The sequence below is a fragment of the Haloferax mucosum ATCC BAA-1512 genome (genome assembly GCF_000337815.1).
GTDB lineage: Archaea > Halobacteriota > Halobacteria > Halobacteriales > Haloferacaceae > Haloferax > Haloferax mucosum.
The window spans coordinates 317,967-336,795 of the sequence record NZ_AOLN01000006.1 but is presented as its reverse complement, the minus strand read 5'-3'; the positions used below and the strand labels follow the sequence as shown (position 1 = coordinate 336,795).

16 protein-coding genes are annotated in these 18,829 nt (G+C 59.4%); 9 read left to right on the top strand and 7 right to left on the bottom strand.

The annotated features are described in order from the left end of the window. The first annotated feature begins 289 nt into the window (after positions 1–289). The gene (locus C440_RS04595) at positions 290–2,668 is read left to right on the top strand and encodes a PGF-pre-PGF domain-containing protein (RefSeq protein ID WP_193788388.1); all 2,379 of its coding nucleotides are present in this window, start codon (positions 290–292) and stop codon (positions 2,666–2,668) included. 100 nt (positions 2,669–2,768) lie between these two features. On the opposite strand, the gene C440_RS04590 is transcribed toward C440_RS04595, so the two are convergent. From C440_RS04590 to C440_RS04560, 7 genes are all read right to left on the bottom strand, one after another. Further along, a complete protein-coding gene (locus C440_RS04590; protein WP_008318695.1) occupies positions 2,769–4,115 on the bottom strand; it encodes an alkaline phosphatase family protein in 1,347 nt (448 codons plus the stop codon). Between the two features lie 234 nt (positions 4,116–4,349). Next, the gene (locus C440_RS04585; RefSeq protein WP_049915300.1) at positions 4,350–4,619 is read right to left on the bottom strand and encodes a hypothetical protein; all 270 of its coding nucleotides are present in this window, start codon (positions 4,617–4,619) and stop codon (positions 4,350–4,352) included. Between the two features lie 175 nt (positions 4,620–4,794). Next, the gene (locus C440_RS04580) at positions 4,795–5,124 is read right to left on the bottom strand and encodes a hypothetical protein (protein ID WP_008318693.1); all 330 of its coding nucleotides are present in this window, start codon (positions 5,122–5,124) and stop codon (positions 4,795–4,797) included. Between the two features lie 138 nt (positions 5,125–5,262). After that, positions 5,263–5,763, bottom strand: a complete 501-nt coding sequence (locus C440_RS04575) for a metal-dependent hydrolase (protein ID WP_008318692.1) — start codon at positions 5,761–5,763, stop codon at positions 5,263–5,265. Further along, the gene (locus tag C440_RS04570) at positions 5,756–6,286 is read right to left on the bottom strand and encodes a hypothetical protein (protein WP_008318691.1); all 531 of its coding nucleotides are present in this window, start codon (positions 6,284–6,286) and stop codon (positions 5,756–5,758) included. The genes C440_RS04575 and C440_RS04570 overlap by 8 nt, the downstream gene beginning before the upstream one ends. A gap of 112 nt (positions 6,287–6,398) precedes the next feature. Further along, entirely contained in the window at positions 6,399–8,198 is a 1,800-nt protein-coding gene (gene glmS / locus C440_RS04565; RefSeq protein WP_008318690.1) for a glutamine--fructose-6-phosphate transaminase (isomerizing), read from the bottom strand. Between the two features lie 190 nt (positions 8,199–8,388). After that, the gene (locus tag C440_RS04560; RefSeq protein ID WP_083893984.1) at positions 8,389–9,552 is read right to left on the bottom strand and encodes a sugar phosphate nucleotidyltransferase; all 1,164 of its coding nucleotides are present in this window, start codon (positions 9,550–9,552) and stop codon (positions 8,389–8,391) included. 260 nt (positions 9,553–9,812) lie between these two features. On the opposite strand from C440_RS04560, the gene C440_RS04555 reads away from it, so the two are divergent. The 8 genes from C440_RS04555 to C440_RS16980 all read left to right on the top strand — a co-directional run bounded on the left by C440_RS04555 (position 9,813) and on the right by C440_RS16980 (position 18,810). Further along, a complete protein-coding gene (locus tag C440_RS04555) occupies positions 9,813–10,400 on the top strand; it encodes an acyltransferase (RefSeq protein WP_008318688.1) in 588 nt (195 codons plus the stop codon). Then, positions 10,397–11,473, top strand: a complete 1,077-nt coding sequence (locus C440_RS04550; RefSeq protein ID WP_008318687.1) for a DegT/DnrJ/EryC1/StrS family aminotransferase — start codon at positions 10,397–10,399, stop codon at positions 11,471–11,473. The genes C440_RS04555 and C440_RS04550 overlap by 4 nt, the downstream gene beginning before the upstream one ends. Further along, positions 11,466–12,446 (top strand): Gfo/Idh/MocA family protein, encoded by a 981-nt coding sequence (locus C440_RS04545; protein ID WP_008318686.1) that lies wholly within the window; start codon positions 11,466–11,468, stop codon positions 12,444–12,446. The genes C440_RS04550 and C440_RS04545 overlap by 8 nt, the downstream gene beginning before the upstream one ends. Continuing rightward, the gene (locus C440_RS04540; RefSeq protein WP_008318684.1) at positions 12,443–13,816 is read left to right on the top strand and encodes a nucleotide sugar dehydrogenase; all 1,374 of its coding nucleotides are present in this window, start codon (positions 12,443–12,445) and stop codon (positions 13,814–13,816) included. The genes C440_RS04545 and C440_RS04540 overlap by 4 nt, the downstream gene beginning before the upstream one ends. Beyond that, positions 13,809–14,864, top strand: a complete 1,056-nt coding sequence (locus tag C440_RS04535) for a glycosyltransferase family 2 protein (protein WP_008318683.1) — start codon at positions 13,809–13,811, stop codon at positions 14,862–14,864. Before C440_RS04540 ends, C440_RS04535 begins: the two co-directional genes overlap by 8 nt. Next, a complete protein-coding gene (locus tag C440_RS04530; RefSeq protein ID WP_008318681.1) occupies positions 14,861–15,898 on the top strand; it encodes a DUF354 domain-containing protein in 1,038 nt (345 codons plus the stop codon). Before C440_RS04535 ends, C440_RS04530 begins: the two co-directional genes overlap by 4 nt. A 227-nt stretch (positions 15,899–16,125) precedes the next feature. Then, positions 16,126–17,118 (top strand): glycosyltransferase, encoded by a 993-nt coding sequence (locus C440_RS04525; protein WP_161605910.1) that lies wholly within the window; start codon positions 16,126–16,128, stop codon positions 17,116–17,118. A 132-nt stretch (positions 17,119–17,250) separates the two neighbouring features. Beyond that, positions 17,251–18,810 (top strand): oligosaccharide flippase family protein, encoded by a 1,560-nt coding sequence (locus C440_RS16980; protein ID WP_008318679.1) that lies wholly within the window; start codon positions 17,251–17,253, stop codon positions 18,808–18,810. Positions 18,811–18,829 lie beyond the last annotated feature (19 nt).

Sequence of the window (18,829 nt, the reverse complement as noted above, 5' to 3'; positions counted from 1 at the left end):
CACTGCTAACTGTCGTTTTCGGCGAGAGAACCCCGCTTCGACGCCGTTTCGAGCGGTGTCTGGCGTTAGTGTCGAGGCAGGTCATCGTCGGATTCTGCTTAATTGGTAGTACTCCGTTCATAACGAAACTCTTGGGTGCGTATCAGTCAGCTACCACTGATACTATGATTCCTCCAACCGTGTCTCAGACCGGCATTTCCGCGACGACAACCACCGCCAAACGGAACGGTTCGTTCCAGTATCCGTCACGGCCGGTGAGACCGACGGCGAAGCGCGACTGATGGTCTCTATGGTCCCCCGAAATCGCCTACTCGTCGTCGCGGTCGCGTTCTTCGTGGTCTTGTCCTCGACGACGGGCGGTGCCTTCGCACAACAGGATTCCCCCGAGCCGTCGGTTTACGCCGTCAGTCAGGGTGGGATGTGCTACACCGTCGAACTGTTCGGTGACGGGACGACGACCGTCGAGTCGTTCTACGACTACCGGAACAACGAGACGTCGCCGGTCGGGATTTACTCGTCGTACGGGACCGGCTACTTACAGGAAAATCAGGTGAGTAGTCTCTTCTTCTACAATGGCTCGCAAGGTATCAGTCTCGTCGTCCTCCACGACGAACTCGGCGACGCGCCATTCGCCGGGACCGCGACGATGATGTTCGAGGGCCTGCCGTCGGGTGACGGTTGGGTCGTCCAAGACGACTACTACGGCAACGGCACGCAGGACGACGACTGGGTCACCAGTGCCTCGACGGTGACTATCGACTGGAAATGGGCACCTAACCGGACCGACGGCGGCGCGTACCGCGGGTTCGAGAACCTCGGCGCAGACGAGGTTGTCACGATTACGCCCGCATTCAACGAGCAGGCGGCCCACTCCGGCGAGTGGACGTGGAGCACTGGCGACCACCGCGTCTCTGAGTTCCGGCTGATTCACGCGAACGAGAGCACGGTGACGCTCGATATGGATTCGGAACTCACGATTGCCCCCGGTCCGTGTGAGGGGGCGACACCGACACCAACTCCAACACCGACACCGACGCCGACACCAACTCCAACACCGACACCGACGCCGACACCAACTCCAACACCGACACCGACGCCGACACCAACTCCAACGCCGACACCGACGCCGACGCCAACTCCGACACCGACACCGACGCCAACTCCGACGCCAACGCCAACTCCGACACCGACACCAACACCAGAACCAACACCAACACCAACTCCGACGCCAACGCCGACACCGACGCCGACACCGACACCAGAACCAACGCCGACACCGACACCAGAACCAACACCGACACCGACGCCGACACCGACACCAGAACCAACGCCGACACCGACACCAGAACCAACACCGACACCGACGCCAACGCCAGAACCGAAACCGGCCCGTAGCTCCGGTGGAGGCGGTGGTGGCGGCGGAGGCAGTGGTGGCAGTTCGAGCGGCGGGAGTTCCGGCGGCGGGAGCGCCAGCGCCGCACCGCCCTCGGCGAACATCAAAACCACGACGGTGACGGGCACCCACGTCCGGTACGACGTTCGCAGTGCCAAAGCAGGGTCGCCGGTCGAAGTCCGACTCCCGTCGTCGGTGACCGCCGATTCCGGCATCGAAGTCACCCGCGTGGGTCTCACGTTGGCCGAGTCCAGCTCGTCGTTCACGATGGAGGTGAAAGGCTACACGAAAAAGCCCGTCCCCGTCGAGACGCTCACCGGAACCGACGACGTGCCGCTGTATCTCGAAATCAAGGGTGACGAGGCGATGAACCGGTCGCTCGACGCCGCCACCGTGGATTTCAAATTAGCGAAAGCTGATCTCAGCGCCCGCGGAACGGCACCCGAAAACATCGGGTTCTACCGCTACCACAACGGGACGTGGGACCCCCTCGACACGACGACGAGAGAGACGAACACGCAGTACAAGATGACGGCGACGACGCCGGGCATGTCCTACTTCGCACTGGGCATCCAGCAACCGGTCGCAACCGTCTCGAACGTCACCACGTCGGAGGCAGTCGTCGGGGAGACGACGACGCTCACCGGCGACGTGACTAACACGGGCCACGCAAACGGCACCGTTACGGTCAATCTGACTGTCGATGGTGCGGTCGTTGCGAACCAGTCGATGACACTCCAGTCCGGCCAGACAAGCCCCGTCACGTTCGACCACCGGTTCAACGAGACTGGGACGTACGCCGTCACCGTCGGCGACGCGAGCGTCGAGACCGTCGTGCGCGAACCCACGGCGCTCGCACTCACGAACGTGGAAGCCGACGCTTCGACCATTGGGCCGGGCGAGAACGTCACGCTCATCGCAACTGTCACTAACACCGGTGAGACGGAGGAGACGACGACTCTCACATTCGAGGGTATTGACGGTGTCACCGAGTCGAAGACGATTACCGTCCCCGCCGGACAACGGCAAGCCGTCACCTTCGAACAGCGGGTCGAGTCGCCCGGTGAGTACGAATTCCGGGTGAACGACCAACCCGTGGACGTGGTCGTCAAAGAGGGGAGTTCGAAGTTCGACACCCCGCCGACGGATTCCACTGGCGCGAACAGTGACGGTCCGTCGCAAGGTCCCGACTACGGCCTGATGGGTGTGGCGGCACTCGCCGTCGCCGCGCTCGTGGCCGCGCTCAGTATTCGCTGGTTAGGCAGAGGGCGGTGAGTCGGCCGAAAATAGATTCAATCCCGCGCGTGCCCCTCGGGTCTGGATGTCTCTCTGGGTTGGAGAACCGTTCGCGCTCCGGGCGGTCCGCGCGGGAGCGTTAGACGAGACTTCGGCCGTCGAATTCGGCGTCGGTCTCGATTTCCATGAGGTCGAGAATCGTCGGCGTGATGTCGTAGAGGTCGATATCGGCTTCGACAGCCACGTCCGGGTCGTCGATGAGCAGTGTCGCGTTGTCGAAGCTGTGCATACCGTTTCGCGGGCCGGTGCCGAACACGTCGTCGTGGCCCTTGAAGCCGGATTTGAGGTCGAAGCCGTGGTTCGGGACGACGACGAGGTCCGGTGCGAGGTGGTCCTGTGCGCCGTCGAACGCGTCTTCCTTGACGACGACGCGTTCTGCGACTTTCTTGCCATCGGGACCTTCGAGCGCTTCGAGTTCGGTTTTCAGTTCGTCGCGGACCGCCTCGTAATCGTCTTGCGAGACCGACCCGCGCGGTTCGCGGCCTTCGAGGTTGATGAAGAACCGACCGGGGATAAGCGAGTACGCCTTCGATTCGGACTTGATGTCGGAAAGCGAGTCGTGGTCGTCGGACTCATACGAGAGCCAGCCGTTCTCTTCGAGCCACACGTTACAGTGAACCTCGTAATCGAGCGACGTGAAGCCGTGGTCGGACGCGACGACCATCGTCACGTCGTCCGGGAGCGCGTCGTGGAGGTCGCCGAGGTAGGCATCGACGGTGCGATAGAACTCGACGAACTCCTCGCTGTAGGTGCCGTCGCGCTCGTAATCTTTGAACAGGAAGTGGTTGACGCGGTCGGTCGTCATGAAGACGCCGAAAAACAGGTCCCAATCGTCGCGTTCGATGTACTGCTTGAAGGCCTCGTAGCGCCGCTTGAGCGTCTGTTCGGCGTTTTCGATGAACGACGACTTGTCGTCTTTGTGGCCGAGTTTGGCGTCGGTGTCGATGCGGTAGTTCCCCTCGTTTAGGGAGTCGGCGAACGACTCCGGGTGGGCGGCCGTATCGACGCCGGGCGAGAGGAACCCGGAGACCATGCGCTGGACGTCTCGTTGCGGCGGGAACGTCACGGGAACGTTCATCACGGTCGCCTTGCGGCCGGCGTCGGTCACGCGGTCCCAAACGCGAGTCGCTTGGACGTCTCGGCCCATCGGAACGTACGTGTCGTACGACCCGACTTCGCGGTCTTGGAAGCCGTAGACGCCGGTCTCGCCGGGGTTGACGCCGGTCGTCAGTGCCGGCCAGCAGGCGCTCGATTCCGGTGGAACGATGCTGTCGATTGGGGTTCCCGTCCCAGCCGAGGCGATTCGCGTGAGATTCGGAAAGATATCGGGATTCTCGCTGATGAGCGAGTACGGTACGCCGTCGATGCCGACGAAGGCGACCCGAGGGTCGCCACTGCCGCCGGTGAGGCGATCAAATAGTCCCATGTCGAACGAGTGATGAGTGCGCATTATGTGTCTTTCTCTTTTTTGAGCCGCGTTCGGGGCGTTTCGACTCACGAGCGAGCCTGTCGCGTTCCGCTGGTGGCGACACGGTGTATCGAATACCCCGCACGCACTAGAATGGTGTGTCAGACGTATGACCGTTATACCACTAACAAAAACGTTCGCTGGTCGTCTCGTCGGTATCGTGAGGCTCGCGCCGTCGCTACATCCGCAGGATTATCGGTCGAGAATCCACTCGCACTTCCCGCACGGCGTCTTTCCGCTTCGTTTCGCCTCACCGCGGGTCATCTCCACGAAGTGGCCTTCACTGTGGCCGCCGCAGACGAGTTCGCCGTCGTCGTCGAGTTCGTGATAGGCGTATCCGCCGGTGTACGCGCCGCTCGGCGTCGTGGCGACGATATCCGAATCGTCGCGGGAGTCCTCTGCGGCGAGTTTCGCGCGCTGTTCGCTCGTCGGCTTCTGATTGATCTGCTTTCGTGTATCCATTCGCAGTCGGTGCATCTCTCCCCCGGCATATTTTGATTTTGGCCGTGTGAATGGTTGGTAATGGTCGTTCACACAGTTTCTGCGTGCCGGTGCTGACGTGCTTGTCCTTTCGCATTCGGTTCGTACCCGCGTTGGCGCACTCTCTCGGTCGCGGGCCAACCGAAGCCACGAGGTCTCAGACCGTTCCGTTTCGACTGAGAGCGAGGTACGAAACCAGCGCGCCGATACCGACCAACAGCCCGCTCCCGAGCGTCACCGACAGCGCTTCGTACGGCGTGACAGCGATTGCTCTCGGCTTGATGACTCTGAAATACAGATAGCGAACCTCGTCTTCGAACACGTAGGCTCCAAAGAACCCCAACAAGTCGGCTCCGGCGACCAGAAGCGGCGAGAGACGGCGCGCCTTTGGCGATTTATTCCCGTGGGTCGCGTGGGCGTAGACGATTCCCGCGAGCACGATGCCCGAGACGACTCCCGCCACGAGCGTAATTCCGAGTAGACTCATCGTGATTCGACGCTCCAACGGCGGCCCGATTATCGTTTGGTTTTGCGTCCGCACTTGTGTTTGTCCGTCGGTAAGATTGCGTCTGCCCGTCGGTAGTTTTCAGTCGCGGGTGTCCGGTGCGGCAGACGCTCCGGGACGTTACGACCCCTCGCCAACCAGCCCCGACCGAGTAAGCCCGTACACGACGAGTGCGACGACAGCCAGCACGATTGCGGGTGCCGTATCGGTGCTCAGGTACAGTCCGGGCGTCGGCGGGAAGACCCGAGAGACTGGCCAAACGACCGGGTACGACCGTCCACTCGGTTTCAGGAGGAACGCGTCGGCAAGCAGGTGCGACCCCGCCCCAACCGAGAGAAGCAGAAAGACGCGCACCCGCTCTCGTCGGCCGACGAGGAGCACGCCGACGAGAACGGAACAGAGCACGCCGCCAAGTGTGTGCAGGCCGAACCAACTGAATGGGATGCCGACGAACTGTTCGACGCGGTAGTTGGGGACGACGAGCGCGGCCTTCGCCATATCGGGGACGAACGCGCCGGCCATCGCCACGGTGACGTACGGGCGCGAAATCCAGTCGAAGCGCCACGAGGCTATCGTCGCAAGGCTGTAGGCTAACAGCGCGTGTGCAAGCAGGTCAGGCATTGCGGTCCTCCGTCGTCCGATTTCGAATCCACCGTCGCGCCGCGAACGACTCAGACCGCGGCTTCAACGACCACATTCCCCTGTCGAAGCGCCACGTTCGGACGAGGCGTCCGAGCACCCAAAGCCCGGCGACGAAGGAGACGCCGTACATGTAGCCGTATCTCGAACTCGGGACGACGTAGGCCGTCTCCGCGCGAATCGTTCGGTCCGACTCGACGACGCCGAAGACGGCGAGCCGGTCGCCGGGTGACGGCCGACGGTCGGTCTCAGTCACGCGAAGCCGAAGGTGTCCACCGGAGCCGTCACCGGTGGCGACCGTAAGCGGGTCAGTCTCGACGACTTCGCCGGTGAGACTCGTTTTTTCGCCGACCCACGCCCCGTAGTTCGAACCGAGGGCCGCTTCGTCGGGATACGCTCCCATCTCGGGGGCCGGCGCGAGCGACCCGAACCACCCCATGAGGAAGACGAGACAGCCCAGTAAGACGACGAGGCAGACGAGACGCCGACTCGGTGTGAGTTGCATTACGCCGCAGTAGTGGTGACGAAGATAAGAAACCAATCGACCGCTCGGTCGGACCCAAAGAGTCGATATTCGCCTTCCGGTTCTCGAATCTATCGAACGGCCGCGACGCTCGTCATTCGACGGTGACGGACTTTGCGAGGTTCCGCGGTTTGTCGATTGGGCGGTTCATCTGGTCTGCGACGTGGTAGGCGAACAGTTGGAGCGCGACGTTCGCCACGAGCGGTTCGAGTCGGCCGATATCCGGAATCTCGATGGTGTGGTCGCAGAAGGACTCGGTGCCGCCCGAGGTGGACAGACAGATGACGGGCGCGCCCCGCGATTCGACTTCCTTCACGTTGTTGAGCGTCTCTTCGGGCGAGGCGCTCTGGTTGAGAAACGCCAGTACGGGCGTGTTTTCGGTGACGAGCGCGAGCGGGCCGTGTTTCAACTCGCCCGCGGCGAAGCCCTCGGCGTGTTCGTAGGAGATTTCCTTGAGCTTCAGGGCGCTTTCCAGTGCGACCGGATAGGCGGGACCGCGGCCGATGAAGAAGAACGCGTCACTGTCCGTGTACGTCTTGGCGAGTCGGCGAATCCGGCCTTCGGCGTCCAGAATCGACTGGACGGCGTTCGGAAGTTGCCGGACGTTTTCGAGGATGCTGACGCCCTCGCACGCAGAAACCGTCTCGCGGAGCCGTCCGAGGTACGTTGCGAACAGCGCGAGTGCCGTCACCTGCGAGACGAACGTCTTCGTCGCGGCGACGCCGATCTCCGGGCCAGCTTTGATAAATAGCGTGTCGTCTACTTCCCGCGTAATCGTACTCCCGACCGTGTTTGTCACGGCGAGCGTCGTCATCCCCGAGGCTTTCGCGCGGCGGATGGCGGACAGGGTGTCTGCTGTCTCGCCGCTTTGGGTGACTGCGACGACGAGCGTCCGGCGCGTGTCGTGGCCGTTTCGGACCTCGTACTCGCTTGCGAGGTCAACCCGCGTCGAGACATCGACGAGTTCTTCGAGCAGTTCTTTCGCGTAGAGACCGGCGTGATACGAGGTGCCGCAGGCGACGATGTGAATCTCGTCGATGGCTTGGAGGAACCGGTCGTCGAGCGCGATGTCGAGTGAGGCGTTTCCGGCGAGTTCGTCGATGCGACCGGAGATGGCCTGCCGGAGCGCATTGGGCTGTTCGTGAATCTCCTTGTGCATGTAGTGGTCGTGGCCCGCCTTGCCCGCGGCGGCGGCGTCCCAATCGACCGTCTGGACCTCGCGTTCGACGCGCTCGCCGTCGTTGAAGACGGTGATGTCGTCCGCGTGGAGGTGCGTAACGTCGCCGTCTTCGAGATACGACACCTTCCGCGTGTACTCGACGAACGCCGTCACGTCGCTTCCGAGGTACATTCCGTCGTCGCCGTGGCCGATGACGAGCGGACTGTCCTGTCGGGCGGCGACGATGCCCTCGTAGTCTACGTGCGTCGCGGCGAGCGCAAAGCTCCCTTCGAGTCGGTCGAGGACGCGCGTGACGGCCGCACGGAGGTCGGCACCCGCGGCGATTTCTTCTTCGAGGAGGTGCGGAATGACCTCGGTATCGGTCTCGCTCTCGAAGATGTGTCCGCCGAGTTGTCGCTTCAGTTCGTTGTAGTTCGAGATGATGCCGTTGTGAACGACCGCGATATCGCCGCTACAGTCGGTATGCGGATGGGCGTTTTCGTCGGTCGGTTCGCCGTGCGTGGACCAACGCGTGTGACCGATACCGTGAGTCGCATCTGTCTCGTTCGGGATGGTCAGCCCGTCGATAGTCCCTTCTTGTTTGTGTACGTTGACCTGGTCGCCGACGAGGGCGACCCCGGCCGAATCGTACCCGCGATACTCCAGATTCTTCAATCCCGACGCGAGGATCGAGGCGCTTTCTCCCACACCGATGTAACCGGTAATCCCACACATTGTTTCGTAACTCCTGTTGCTAGCCGCTGGCGAGCACCAACGGTGTCGCTGATATCAGTGCTTTCGGATGAATCTATTTAGTGTTACTGGCGTGACTCTTCTTCCGGTTAATATGTATTCTAGTTGTATAATTACTGTAGTAAAACAGCATTATGTTCGTTATATCTATGGGTCGCGCGCTGAATTTCGGTCAGCCGCGGAAGACGTGGGTTCCGCTCGGGACGTGCCCGGCGAGCGTTGACCCGCTTTCGACGCGAACGTCGTTTCCGACTATCGTTCCCGGTTCGACCGTGACGTTGGCGCTCATCTCGACATTGTCGCCGACGAGACCGCCGAACCTGACGTCAGTGTAGAGTTCATCGTCAAGGAGGACGTCGCTGTGGCCGCCCTCGATAGCGGTGAGCGACCCGATTTCAGAACCAGCGCCGATGACGCAGTCGGTGACGACCGCGCCGGGTTTGATGACCGTATCTTCGAGGACGACGGCGTTCGTGACGACTGCGTTCGCGCCGACGGTGACGTTGTCGCCGATAACCACGTCGCGGAAGACCCGCGCGCCGGGTTGGATACGAGAGTGCTCGCCGACGACGACCGGGTCGCCGAGCGTCGCGTCCTCGCTTACGACCGCGGAGTCGGCGACCACCGAGTCGCTTCGGGCGAGGATACCGTTGTTGACCGACAGGAGGTCCCACGGGCGAGAGAGTTCGAGCCACATCCCGTCGTAGCGGACGGCGTGAATCGGGTGGTCGTCGATGAACTCTCTGAGCGTGTCGGTCAGCCTGAGTTCGCCGTAGTGGTCGGTTCGGCGGATGGCCGCGAAGATATCCGGACCGAAGGCGTAGACACCGATGTTGACGAGATTCGACCGGATTTCGTGTTCGGCCGGTTTCTCTTTGATGTCGGTTACGCGGTCGACTTCGACCGTGACGGTTCCGTACTGGGTCGGGTCTTCGACCTCGGTGATTGCGAGGCAGGCTTGGTTGGTCGCTCGGTGACGCTCGATGAGTCGTTCGATGAGTTCCGGTTCGACGATTCGGTCGCCGTTGATGACGATGCAGTCGCCGCTGACCACGTGTTCCGCTTCGAGGAGTGCGTCGCCGGTTCCCCGTGGGTTCTCCTGGACGACGTACTGAATCTCGGCGTCCCAGTCTTCGCCGTTCTGGAAGTGACTCTGAATCCGTTCTCGTTTGTGGCCGACGACGAGAACGATGTCGTCGATTCCCGTCGCCGTAACCGATTCGATGATGTGTTCCAAAAGCGGTTTTCCGCCGATAGGGAGCATTCCCTTGGGTCGCGTCGCCGTAAGTGGGGCAAGCCGGACTCCCTCTCCGGCGGCCAGAATCACTGCCTTCATGACTGCTCGTTCAGCCTCGACTTATATTAAGCCCGGCACTCGCGCGGCACGCATTGTTTATTCTATATGATTTTATCTTGTAGAATATAGACGATGTGAGGGACAATTACCTGATTTTTGCCCACTATAGGGCTTTACGGGGCAGTTTAGATTTCACGGCAAATCTCTCGATATAGCCGACATATTCTTTACAGATGATGTAGAGTTACGAGACAACGTGAATTACCCCCAAGTAAAGAAATTTAGGAGGGCGTAACCGCATGACCGACTCACCAATTGTCGGCGACGGTTGCGACATCGCAGTGAATGCCACGGTTGGCCACGCCTACGACTCGGACACACAGCCGCCGATTATCGGCACCGAGAGCACGATTCGAGCCGGCACAATCGTCTACGACGACGTTGCGATTGGCGACCGGTTCAACACCGGCCACAACGCGCTCGTCCGCGAACTGACGGATATCGGCGACGACGTACTCGTCGGCACGAACACCGTCATCGACGGTCGAGTCGAAATCGGGTCGGGTGTGAGCCTCCAGACGGGCGTCTACATTCCGACGCACACCACGATTGGCGACGACGTGTTCATCGGCCCGCGTGCCGTTCTCACCAACGACCCCGTTCCGGTACGGGCCGAGGTCGATATGGCCGGGCCGACAATCGAAGACGACGTCTCGATTGGCGCGAACGCGACTATCCTCCCGGGCGTGACCGTCGGGGAAGGGTCGTTCGTCGCGGCGGGTGCGGTCGTCACCGACGACGTGCCGCCGCACACGCTCGCGGTCGGCGTCCCCGCGAGACACGAGGAACTGCCAGCGAAATTAGACGGACCAAATCTGATTCGATGATTCCGATTGCAAATCCACAGATGGAACAGGCCGAAAAAGACCGCGTACTCGACGTGATGGAAAGCGGGATGCTCGCCGACGGGCCCGAAGTTCGGGCGTTCGAAGACGAGTTCGCCGACTACTGCGGCACCGACGAGGCCGTTGCGACGTCGAACGGAACGACCGCGCTCCACGCCGCGCTCAAAGGTGTCGGCATCGGCTCCGGTGACCGCGTTCTCACGACGCCGTTTTCGTTTATCGCCACGGCGAACGCGATTCGTCTGGCGGGCGCGACGCCGGTCTTCGCCGATATCGACCCGGCGACCTATAACCTCGACCCGGACGCCGCCGAAGCGGTGCTCCGAGACTCGGGCGACGAAATCGACGCGATTCTCGCGGTCCACCTCTACGGACTTCCCTGTGACCTCGAACGACTGTCCGAACTGGCGGACGAATACGACATTCCGCTCGTCGAAGACGCCGCCCAAGCCCACGGCGCGGTCTACGACGGCGACCGCGTCGGCTCTATCGGCGACGTCGCCTGCTTCTCGTTTTATCCGACGAAGAACATGACCACCGGCGAGGGCGGGATGGTCACGACCGACGACGCCGACATCGCCGACCGAACCGCTCGGTTCGTGAACCACGGCCGGACGGCGAAGTACGGCCACTCCGAGGTCGGTCACAACTTCCGGCTGACCAGCATCGGTGCCGCAATCGGGCGAGTTCAACTGGACCGCCTCCCGTCGTACATCGAAGCGCGCCGGTCGAACGCCGAGCGACTGACTGAGGGGCTGTCGTCAACCTCGCTGACGCTTCCGGTCGAACCGGACGGTAGTACGCACGTCTACCACCAGTACACCGTCCGCGCCGACGACCGCGACGCGCTCAAATCACATCTCGAAGCGCACGACGTCGGTTCCGGCGTCTACTACCCGACGTGCATGCACGAACAACCCGTGTACGAACATATCGACCACACGGCCCCGGTCGGCGAACGGGTCGCAAGCGAAGTGCTTTCGCTTCCGGTCCACCCCGAACTCGACGACTCGGACCTCGACCAAATCATCGACGCAGTCCACAGCTATGAGTAAGCAATCTCCACTCGACGTTGGCGTCATCGGTGTCGGCTCGATGGGTCGCCACCACGCACGCGTGTACAGCGAACTTTCGAACGCGAACCTCGTCGGCGTCTCAGACGTCGATACGGAACAGGCCCAGACGGTCGCTAGCAAACACGAGACCGACGCGCTCGACATGGACGACCTGCTCGACCGCGCCGACGCGGTCTCCGTCGTCGTTCCGACGCAGTACCACCTCCCGACCGCCAAAGCGTGTCTGTCGGCGGGCGTCGCACCGCTCATCGAAAAACCGGTCGTCGAAGACCGCTCGGAGGGTGACGAGTTGCTCTCGGCGCGCGAGGCGGCGGGGACGCCGGTTCAGGTCGGTCACATCGAGCGATTCAACCCGGCGATTCGGGCGCTCACGGACATCATCCCCGGCCTGAACGTCCTGAGCGTCACGGCCGAGCGCCTCGGCCCGCCGCCGGAGCGGACGATAGACGACAGCGCCGTCTTAGACCTGATGATTCACGACATCGACATCGTCCTCTCGCTCGTCGATAGCGACCCGGTCGATGTTCACAGCGCCGGCGTGCGGGACAACCGCCACGCGACCGCGACAATCGAATTCGAATCCGGAACGGTTGCGAACCTGACGGCCAGTCGGCTGACACAGCGAAAGGTGCGGCGACTCGTCGTCACCGCCGAAGAGTGCGTCGTCGAGGTGGACTACATGGACCAGTCGATAGAGATTCACCGCCAGTCGGTTCCCGAGTACATCGAAAACAACGGCGACATCAAATACCGTCACGAAAGCATCGTCGAGCGTCCGACCGTCAACCGCGGCGAGCCGCTGAAGAACGAACTCGAATCGTTCGTCGATGCCGTCGCAACCGACTCGACGCCCGTCGTCACCGTCGAAGACGGGCTTGCGGCGCTGGAACTCGCACGAACGATAGACGACACCGCGACCGAACAGCAACCGACACTCGACGCAGTACAATGAGCACGAAACTTATCGACCGACTCTACGACTCGGACCACGACGAAGCCGCACAGCGCGACGCCCTCACGAACGGCGAGATACCCGTTGCCGTCTACGGACTGGGAAAGATGGGCCTGCCGCTCGCGTCCGTCTACGCGGAGACGACCGGGAACGTCATCGGGGCCGATATCGACCCCGCGGTCGTCGAGACGATTTCCAACGGCGGCTGTCACGTCAAGCGCGAGCCGGGGCTGGAAGCGCTCGTGTCCGACCTCGTGGCCGACGACGCGCTCGCCGCGACGACCGACCCGCGAGACGCCGCCTCGCAGGCGAGCGTGCACGTGGTCATCGTTCCGACGCCCATCACCGACGAACACGAACCCGACCTCGCAATCTTAGATGCGGTGGTCGAAGACATCGCAACCGGCCTGTCGGCGGGGGACCTCGTGGTCATCGAGTGTACGGTCCCGCCGCAGACGACAGAACAACGCGTCGGGGCGGCGCTCGAAGCCAACTCCGACCTCGAACGCGGCGAGTTCGGACTCGCGTTCTGCCCGGAACGAACGTCGAGCGGGCGCGCGCTCGAAGACATCCGCGGTGCGTATCCGAAGGTTGTCGGCGGCATCGACGACGAGAGCACGCGCGCCGCGACGCTCATCTACGAGGAGATCAACACCGAGGGCGTCCTTCCGGTTTCAGACGCGACGACCGCCGAGGCCGTGAAAGTCTTCGAAGGGCTGTACCGAGACGTGAACATCGGACTCGCAAACGAACTCGCAACGCTGACCGACGAGCTCGGAATCGACGTGAACGAGGCTATCGAGGTTGCGAACACCCAACCGTTCTGTAACATCCACGACCCCGGCCCGGGCGTCGGCGGTCACTGCATCCCGTTTTACCCGTACTTCGTCATCAAACCGTTCGAGACGGAGACGCCGCTTTTGGAGACCGCGCGCGCGGTCAACGACTCTATGCCGCAGTTCACCGTGAACAAACTCCGCGAAGAGTTCGACGCCGAGGGGCTGGCGTTCGAAGACGCGTCCGTGCTCCTCTTGGGACTGACCTACCGCCCCGGCGTCGAGGAGATTCGAGCGTCGCCCGCGCTCGATATCGCGTCGATTAGCTCCGACCTCGGCGCGGACGTGTACGGTGTCGATCCGATGTTGGACGAGACGGACGCGTTCGACCTCACGCGCCTCGACCACTCGGAGATTTACGACCGGTCGTTCGACGCCGTCGTCATGGTCACCCACCACGACGACTTCGATACGATTCGGTGGGACGACGTCTCCCGGTCAGACGGGCAACTCGTCGTCATCGACGGCCGCGACACGCTCGACCTCTCTGATACCGACCACCGCGTCTACACCATCGGAGGGGGATATGTATAGGGACCACACCGTCGGCGTCGTCGTCCCCGCCTACAACGAAGCCGGATTCGTGGGCGAGGTCATCGACACGATGCCCGACTACGTTGACCGCATGTACGTCATCGACGACTGCTCGACCGACGACACGTGGGCGGAGATTCAGGAGTACGCGGCGAAGGTCAATGGCTCGGCTCCCGAGACCGAATCCGACTCCGAGACGTTCTCGTTTCGAGAAGGGTCACCTGAACCGCTCACCGACGGTGGGACCGCCTTCGCGGACCGCGTCGTCCCGATTCAACACGAGGAAAACCAAGGCGTCGGCGGAGCGCTCAAGACCGGTTACCGCCGCGCGCTCGAAGACGAGGTGGACATCACCGCCGTCATGGGTGGCGACGGCCAGATGGACCCCGATATCTTGGACCGCTTTTTGGACCCCATCGTCGAGGGCGACGCCGACTACACGAAGGGCAATCGCCTCCTATACCGGGAGTTCCGCGAGGGGATGTCGAAGTGGCGCTTTTTCGGCAACTCCATCCTGACGTTCCTGACGAAGATCGCCAGCGGCTACTGGAAGATGATGGACCCACAAAACGGGTACACCGCGATTTCACAGTACGCCCTAGAGAACGTCGGCATCGAGAACATGTACGAGTACTACGGCTACTGCAACGACCTCCTCGTCAAACTGAACGCGAAGGGGATGCGCATCGCCGACGTTGCGATGCCCGCCGTCTACGGCGACGAAGAAAGCAGTATCAAATACTCCGCGTACATCCGCAAGGTCTCCGGGATGTTGCTTGCGAACTTCCTGTGGCGGCTGAAAGTGAAGTACCTGATACTGGACTTCCACCCGCTCGCGTTCTTTTACGTCTTCGGAGCGCTGACGACGCTCGTCAGCCTCCTCGGCGCGGGGTGGTCGGTGTATGCTAAGTTCGCGTGGGGCGACTCGCTTTTCGTCCGCGGGTCGCTCAGCCTGATGCTCTTTATGACCGGGAGCCTCTTCATGCTGTTTGCGATGCTGTTCGATATGCAAGTAAACGAGAGTAAGGAAGTCCAAATCCGCGAATGAGGGTCCTCATCACCATCCAACATCCGGCACACGTCCACTTCTTCCGACCGATTATCGAGAAGTTCAACCGGAATGGTGACGACGTGAGACTCTTGGCTCGGGGAAAAGATATCGTCGAGGACCTCCTCGACAGCTACGAACTCGACTACGATTTAGTGGCAAAAAAGCCAACGTCGATGGTCAGTCTGCTGGTGAACCAACTCAAATACGAGTATCACATCATCCAGCAGGCGAGGACGTTCAGTCCTGACTTACTCCTCGCAATCGGCGAACCCTCGATTGCACATGCGGGAACGTTGGTCGGTGGGACGAGCATCGTCTTCACCGACACGGAACACGCCACGCTCCAAAACTCGATTACGTTCCCGTTTGCAGACTACGTCTGCACTCCCGAGACGTACACCGAAGACCTCGGCGAGAAACAGCTTCGATACCCCGGGTTCCACGAACTATCGTATCTTCACCCGGACGAATTTTCGCCGGACCCGACGGTTCTCGACAAGGTCGGTCTCGACTCCGACGACACAGCGGTCATCCTTCGGTTGGTGTCTTGGGAGGCCGTCCACGACATCGGGAACAAAGGGTTGGATAGGGTCGCCAAGCTGGTCTCAGACCTCGAAGCGCAGGGCGTTCGCGTTCTCATCACTTCGGAGGCGGACCTCCCTTCGAGCGTCGAGCATTGCCGTGTGAACCTCCCCGTCCACGAGATGCACGACCTGATGTACTACGCCGACTTGCTCTTGGGTGAGAGTGGGACGATGGCTATCGAAAGTGCCGTCCTCGGGACGCCGTCGATATTCGTCTCGTCGCTTTCGGCTGGCGTCCTCGACGAAGTGGAACACGAGTACCAGCTTTGTTCGCAACTTCCGCCGGACTGTGCGTACGACGAGCTACTGGGCGTGATTGAGGGACTTCTCGACACGCCCGACGACACGTGGGACGCGAGGCGGAAGGCGTTACTTGACGACAAAATCGACGTGTCCGAGCACGTTCTGGAGTTGGCTGGAAACCTCTCAAAGAGTAGGGCTAACTAACAATGACAGCTACAACAGCGAACGAAACAGCGCAAACCCGTGGTGAGACTCTCGTAGCGGATTCAGACCTGCTTGTCGTCTCACACCAGTACAATAGCTTCGTGAAGAGCCAAGTAGACGAACTCTCGAAGTACTACAACAGCATCACGGTCCTCGCTCGGTTCAATAAAATCGCAAACGTCGCAAACCACCTCCCAATCAAGCGACTCCGACCGTACTGCTCGGATGTGAAGATCAACGATGAGGACGAAATCCCGGAGAACGTATCGGTTATTCCGGTCCCATTGATTTACTTTCCCCTCAGCTTCAGTCGGCGAAGACTTGGCGACAAACACGCGAACAAGGTCGCCCGTATAATCGAACGTCGAGACATCGAGTTCGACATCATCCACAGCCACATAACGTGGACCGCAGGACACGTTGGAAATAAACTCAGCAAGCGATACGATGTCCCTCACGTTCTGACCGTGCACGAAAACCGAGAGTGGCTCTACGACGAGATTGAATCAAATAACACGAAGTTGCAGAACGTCTGGCGCGAGGCGGACAGTCTGATCCGCGTCAACCAAGCCGACATCCCGAAACTGAACGAGTTCACCGAGCACGTCGAATATATTCCAAACGGGTTTGAAGTCGGGCGATTCGAATACGTTCCTACCTCGGAGGCGCGATCTCAGCTTGGTATCGACGACGATGAGACTGTGTTGTTCTCGTTGGGGAACCTCTCCGAGCGAAAAGGGTTCCAGCATACGATTGAGATTCTAGACCGGTTGCCGGAGGACTGCCGGTACGTCATTGGCGGCACGGGACCGATGGAATCGAAGCTACGGCAGAAAGCGAAAGGCAATGGTGTCGCTGAGGCCGTGGACCTTCTCGGCTACGTTGCAAACGAGGACTTGAAATACTGGATGAGCGCGGCAGATGTCGTCGTACACCCGAGTTACAGCGAAAGCTTCGGGTTGGTTCCACTGGAAGCACTTGCCTGTGGTACACCGGTCGTCGCAACGAGAAATGGGGGCAGTGAGGAGATTATCGTTTCCGACGACTACGGCCGGTTGTTCGACAGTCCAGAGCAGTACACCCAATTCACCGAGGCAGTTCAGAGTGTTATCAGTCAGGACTGGGATAGTGACGCACTCGTCGGGTATGCGGAGAACTTCACTATCCCAAAAATCTGTGGAGAGGTTGTCGATTTACACCAATCTTTGATCCGTGATTAACTCACAGCTTCGGCTTACTCTAAGTCGTAGGATTCAACTTAAGAACGTTGACTTGAATATTAGAATTGTACCGTTTGCGTAGATAGCATTACAGGCCACCCAACTGGTTACACAAAAACAGAATTATAGTTCATGGATACGGAATCAACAAACGACGCCGCAAAAACTGACGGGGAAAGTGCTTACTCTCAGGTTGTCAGTGGAACAACAATCATATTCATAGGGAAGGTTCTTGGTCTCACTCTTGGATTCTTTGCACGTTCAGTCCCCGCTCGATTATTAGGTCCTGATAAATATGGATCTTTGACGCTTGGCTGGACCGTGGTTTCGGTAGTGACATTTATTTCCGCCCTTGGACTGAAGGATGGAATCACGCGTTATATTCCAAGATGTGATACAAATGAAGATAGAAAGAGTATATTACTGACAGCTGTAAGCAGTGCTCTTCCGTGGTCTATCCTCCTAACGATGACTGTTGTGTTCTTTTCAGAATATATTTCTATCACAATTTTCTCAGGGAGTGTCTCCCCAGGACTAATATCGTTGTTCGCTTTACTCATCCCTGTTGTCACAATAAACAATTTGATTGTTTCTTATTTTAGAGGGTTGAAAAATGCACGGTTGAACGTATTCGTAACGAATGTTTTCAACCCTGGATTTAGAGTGATACTTGTCACAGGTTCAATACTTGCAGGGTATTCTGTTTTTGGTGCGGCTGTTGGATGGGTTGTGGCGTCTGTGTTGACGCTATTATCTGCTATTTATTTCCTCTGTAAAAGAACCCCAATTTTGCATGTTGATAGTAATGGAACACGATTCGCTGAATTACTCAAATTCTCGATGCCACTTATGCTGGCTAGTTCAATGGGTATCGTTCTTGGTTTTGGTGATAATCTGCTGATTGGTTTTTATTTAGACAGCGCAGCAATCGGTAGATACGACCCTGCCTTTTTATTGTCTAGTATGGTGACAACTGGTCTCACTGTGTTCTCTTACATGTTCCTACCAACATTTTCGGAACTCCACGGAAAAGGAGAGTACGAAGAGATGGACAACCTCTATGGTGTAGTTACTAAGTGGATTGTTTCACTCACGCTTCCAGTATATTTAGTCTTTGCCGCATTCCCTGCTTCTGTTCTAGAGATATTTTTCGGTGACGCATACACATCTGCAGCACCAGTACTTGTGATACTTGCAACCGGTTCTTTGATCAATGCTGCTGTTGGATTATGCGTGCAAGGATTGGTAGCTACTGGCTCGACACGTTTTATTATGTATACAAACTCCTTTGCGGCAATCTCGAATGTAGTATTAAATATTTTATTAATACCACAGTTTGGTATTATTGGGGCGGCACTAGCATCAGCGACAACAACAGCTGGATATAATCTACTCTATGCATACCGCGTTTATCAAGAAATGAACATTGCACCGGTTCCACGTGCGGTGTTCCTCCCAAGTTTAATCCCTGTTGGTGGGGCGATATTACTCCGGCGTGTACCACCGCATAATCGCCAGACATTAATCTTCCTAATATTAGCTGCAGTACTATTCATCGTACTGTATCTCTCTGGGTATCTGTTGTTTGGAGCCGCAGAAAAAGAGGACATTGGTCTTGTTGAGACGCTTGAAAATCAAATTGGGGTCGATCTTAGTCTAATAAAACAGGTTTTGAAATACCGGATTGGTTAACATATCTCCGTTCAGATTT

What these genes read in the sequence shown, in the direction of transcription:
- C440_RS04595 (WP_193788388.1), top strand. Translation starts at nt 290, where the DNA reads ATGGTCCCCCGAAATCGCCTACTCGTCGTCGCGGTCGCGTTCTTCGTG.
- C440_RS04590 (WP_008318695.1), bottom strand. Translation starts at nt 4,115, where the DNA reads ATGGGACTATTTGATCGCCTCACCGGCGGCAGTGGCGACCCTCGGGTC.
- C440_RS04585 (WP_049915300.1), bottom strand. Translation starts at nt 4,619, where the DNA reads ATGGATACACGAAAGCAGATCAATCAGAAGCCGACGAGCGAACAGCGC.
- C440_RS04580 (WP_008318693.1), bottom strand. Translation starts at nt 5,124, where the DNA reads ATGAGTCTACTCGGAATTACGCTCGTGGCGGGAGTCGTCTCGGGCATC.
- C440_RS04575 (WP_008318692.1), bottom strand. Translation starts at nt 5,763, where the DNA reads ATGCCTGACCTGCTTGCACACGCGCTGTTAGCCTACAGCCTTGCGACG.
- C440_RS04570 (WP_008318691.1), bottom strand. Translation starts at nt 6,286, where the DNA reads ATGCAACTCACACCGAGTCGGCGTCTCGTCTGCCTCGTCGTCTTACTG.
- glmS (WP_008318690.1), bottom strand. Translation starts at nt 8,198, where the DNA reads ATGTGTGGGATTACCGGTTACATCGGTGTGGGAGAAAGCGCCTCGATC.
- C440_RS04560 (WP_083893984.1), bottom strand. Translation starts at nt 9,552, where the DNA reads ATGAAGGCAGTGATTCTGGCCGCCGGAGAGGGAGTCCGGCTTGCCCCA.
- C440_RS04555 (WP_008318688.1), top strand. Translation starts at nt 9,813, where the DNA reads ATGACCGACTCACCAATTGTCGGCGACGGTTGCGACATCGCAGTGAAT.
- C440_RS04550 (WP_008318687.1), top strand. Translation starts at nt 10,397, where the DNA reads ATGATTCCGATTGCAAATCCACAGATGGAACAGGCCGAAAAAGACCGC.
- C440_RS04545 (WP_008318686.1), top strand. Translation starts at nt 11,466, where the DNA reads ATGAGTAAGCAATCTCCACTCGACGTTGGCGTCATCGGTGTCGGCTCG.
- C440_RS04540 (WP_008318684.1), top strand. Translation starts at nt 12,443, where the DNA reads ATGAGCACGAAACTTATCGACCGACTCTACGACTCGGACCACGACGAA.
- C440_RS04535 (WP_008318683.1), top strand. Translation starts at nt 13,809, where the DNA reads ATGTATAGGGACCACACCGTCGGCGTCGTCGTCCCCGCCTACAACGAA.
- C440_RS04530 (WP_008318681.1), top strand. Translation starts at nt 14,861, where the DNA reads ATGAGGGTCCTCATCACCATCCAACATCCGGCACACGTCCACTTCTTC.
- C440_RS16980 (WP_008318679.1), top strand. Translation starts at nt 17,251, where the DNA reads ATGGATACGGAATCAACAAACGACGCCGCAAAAACTGACGGGGAAAGT.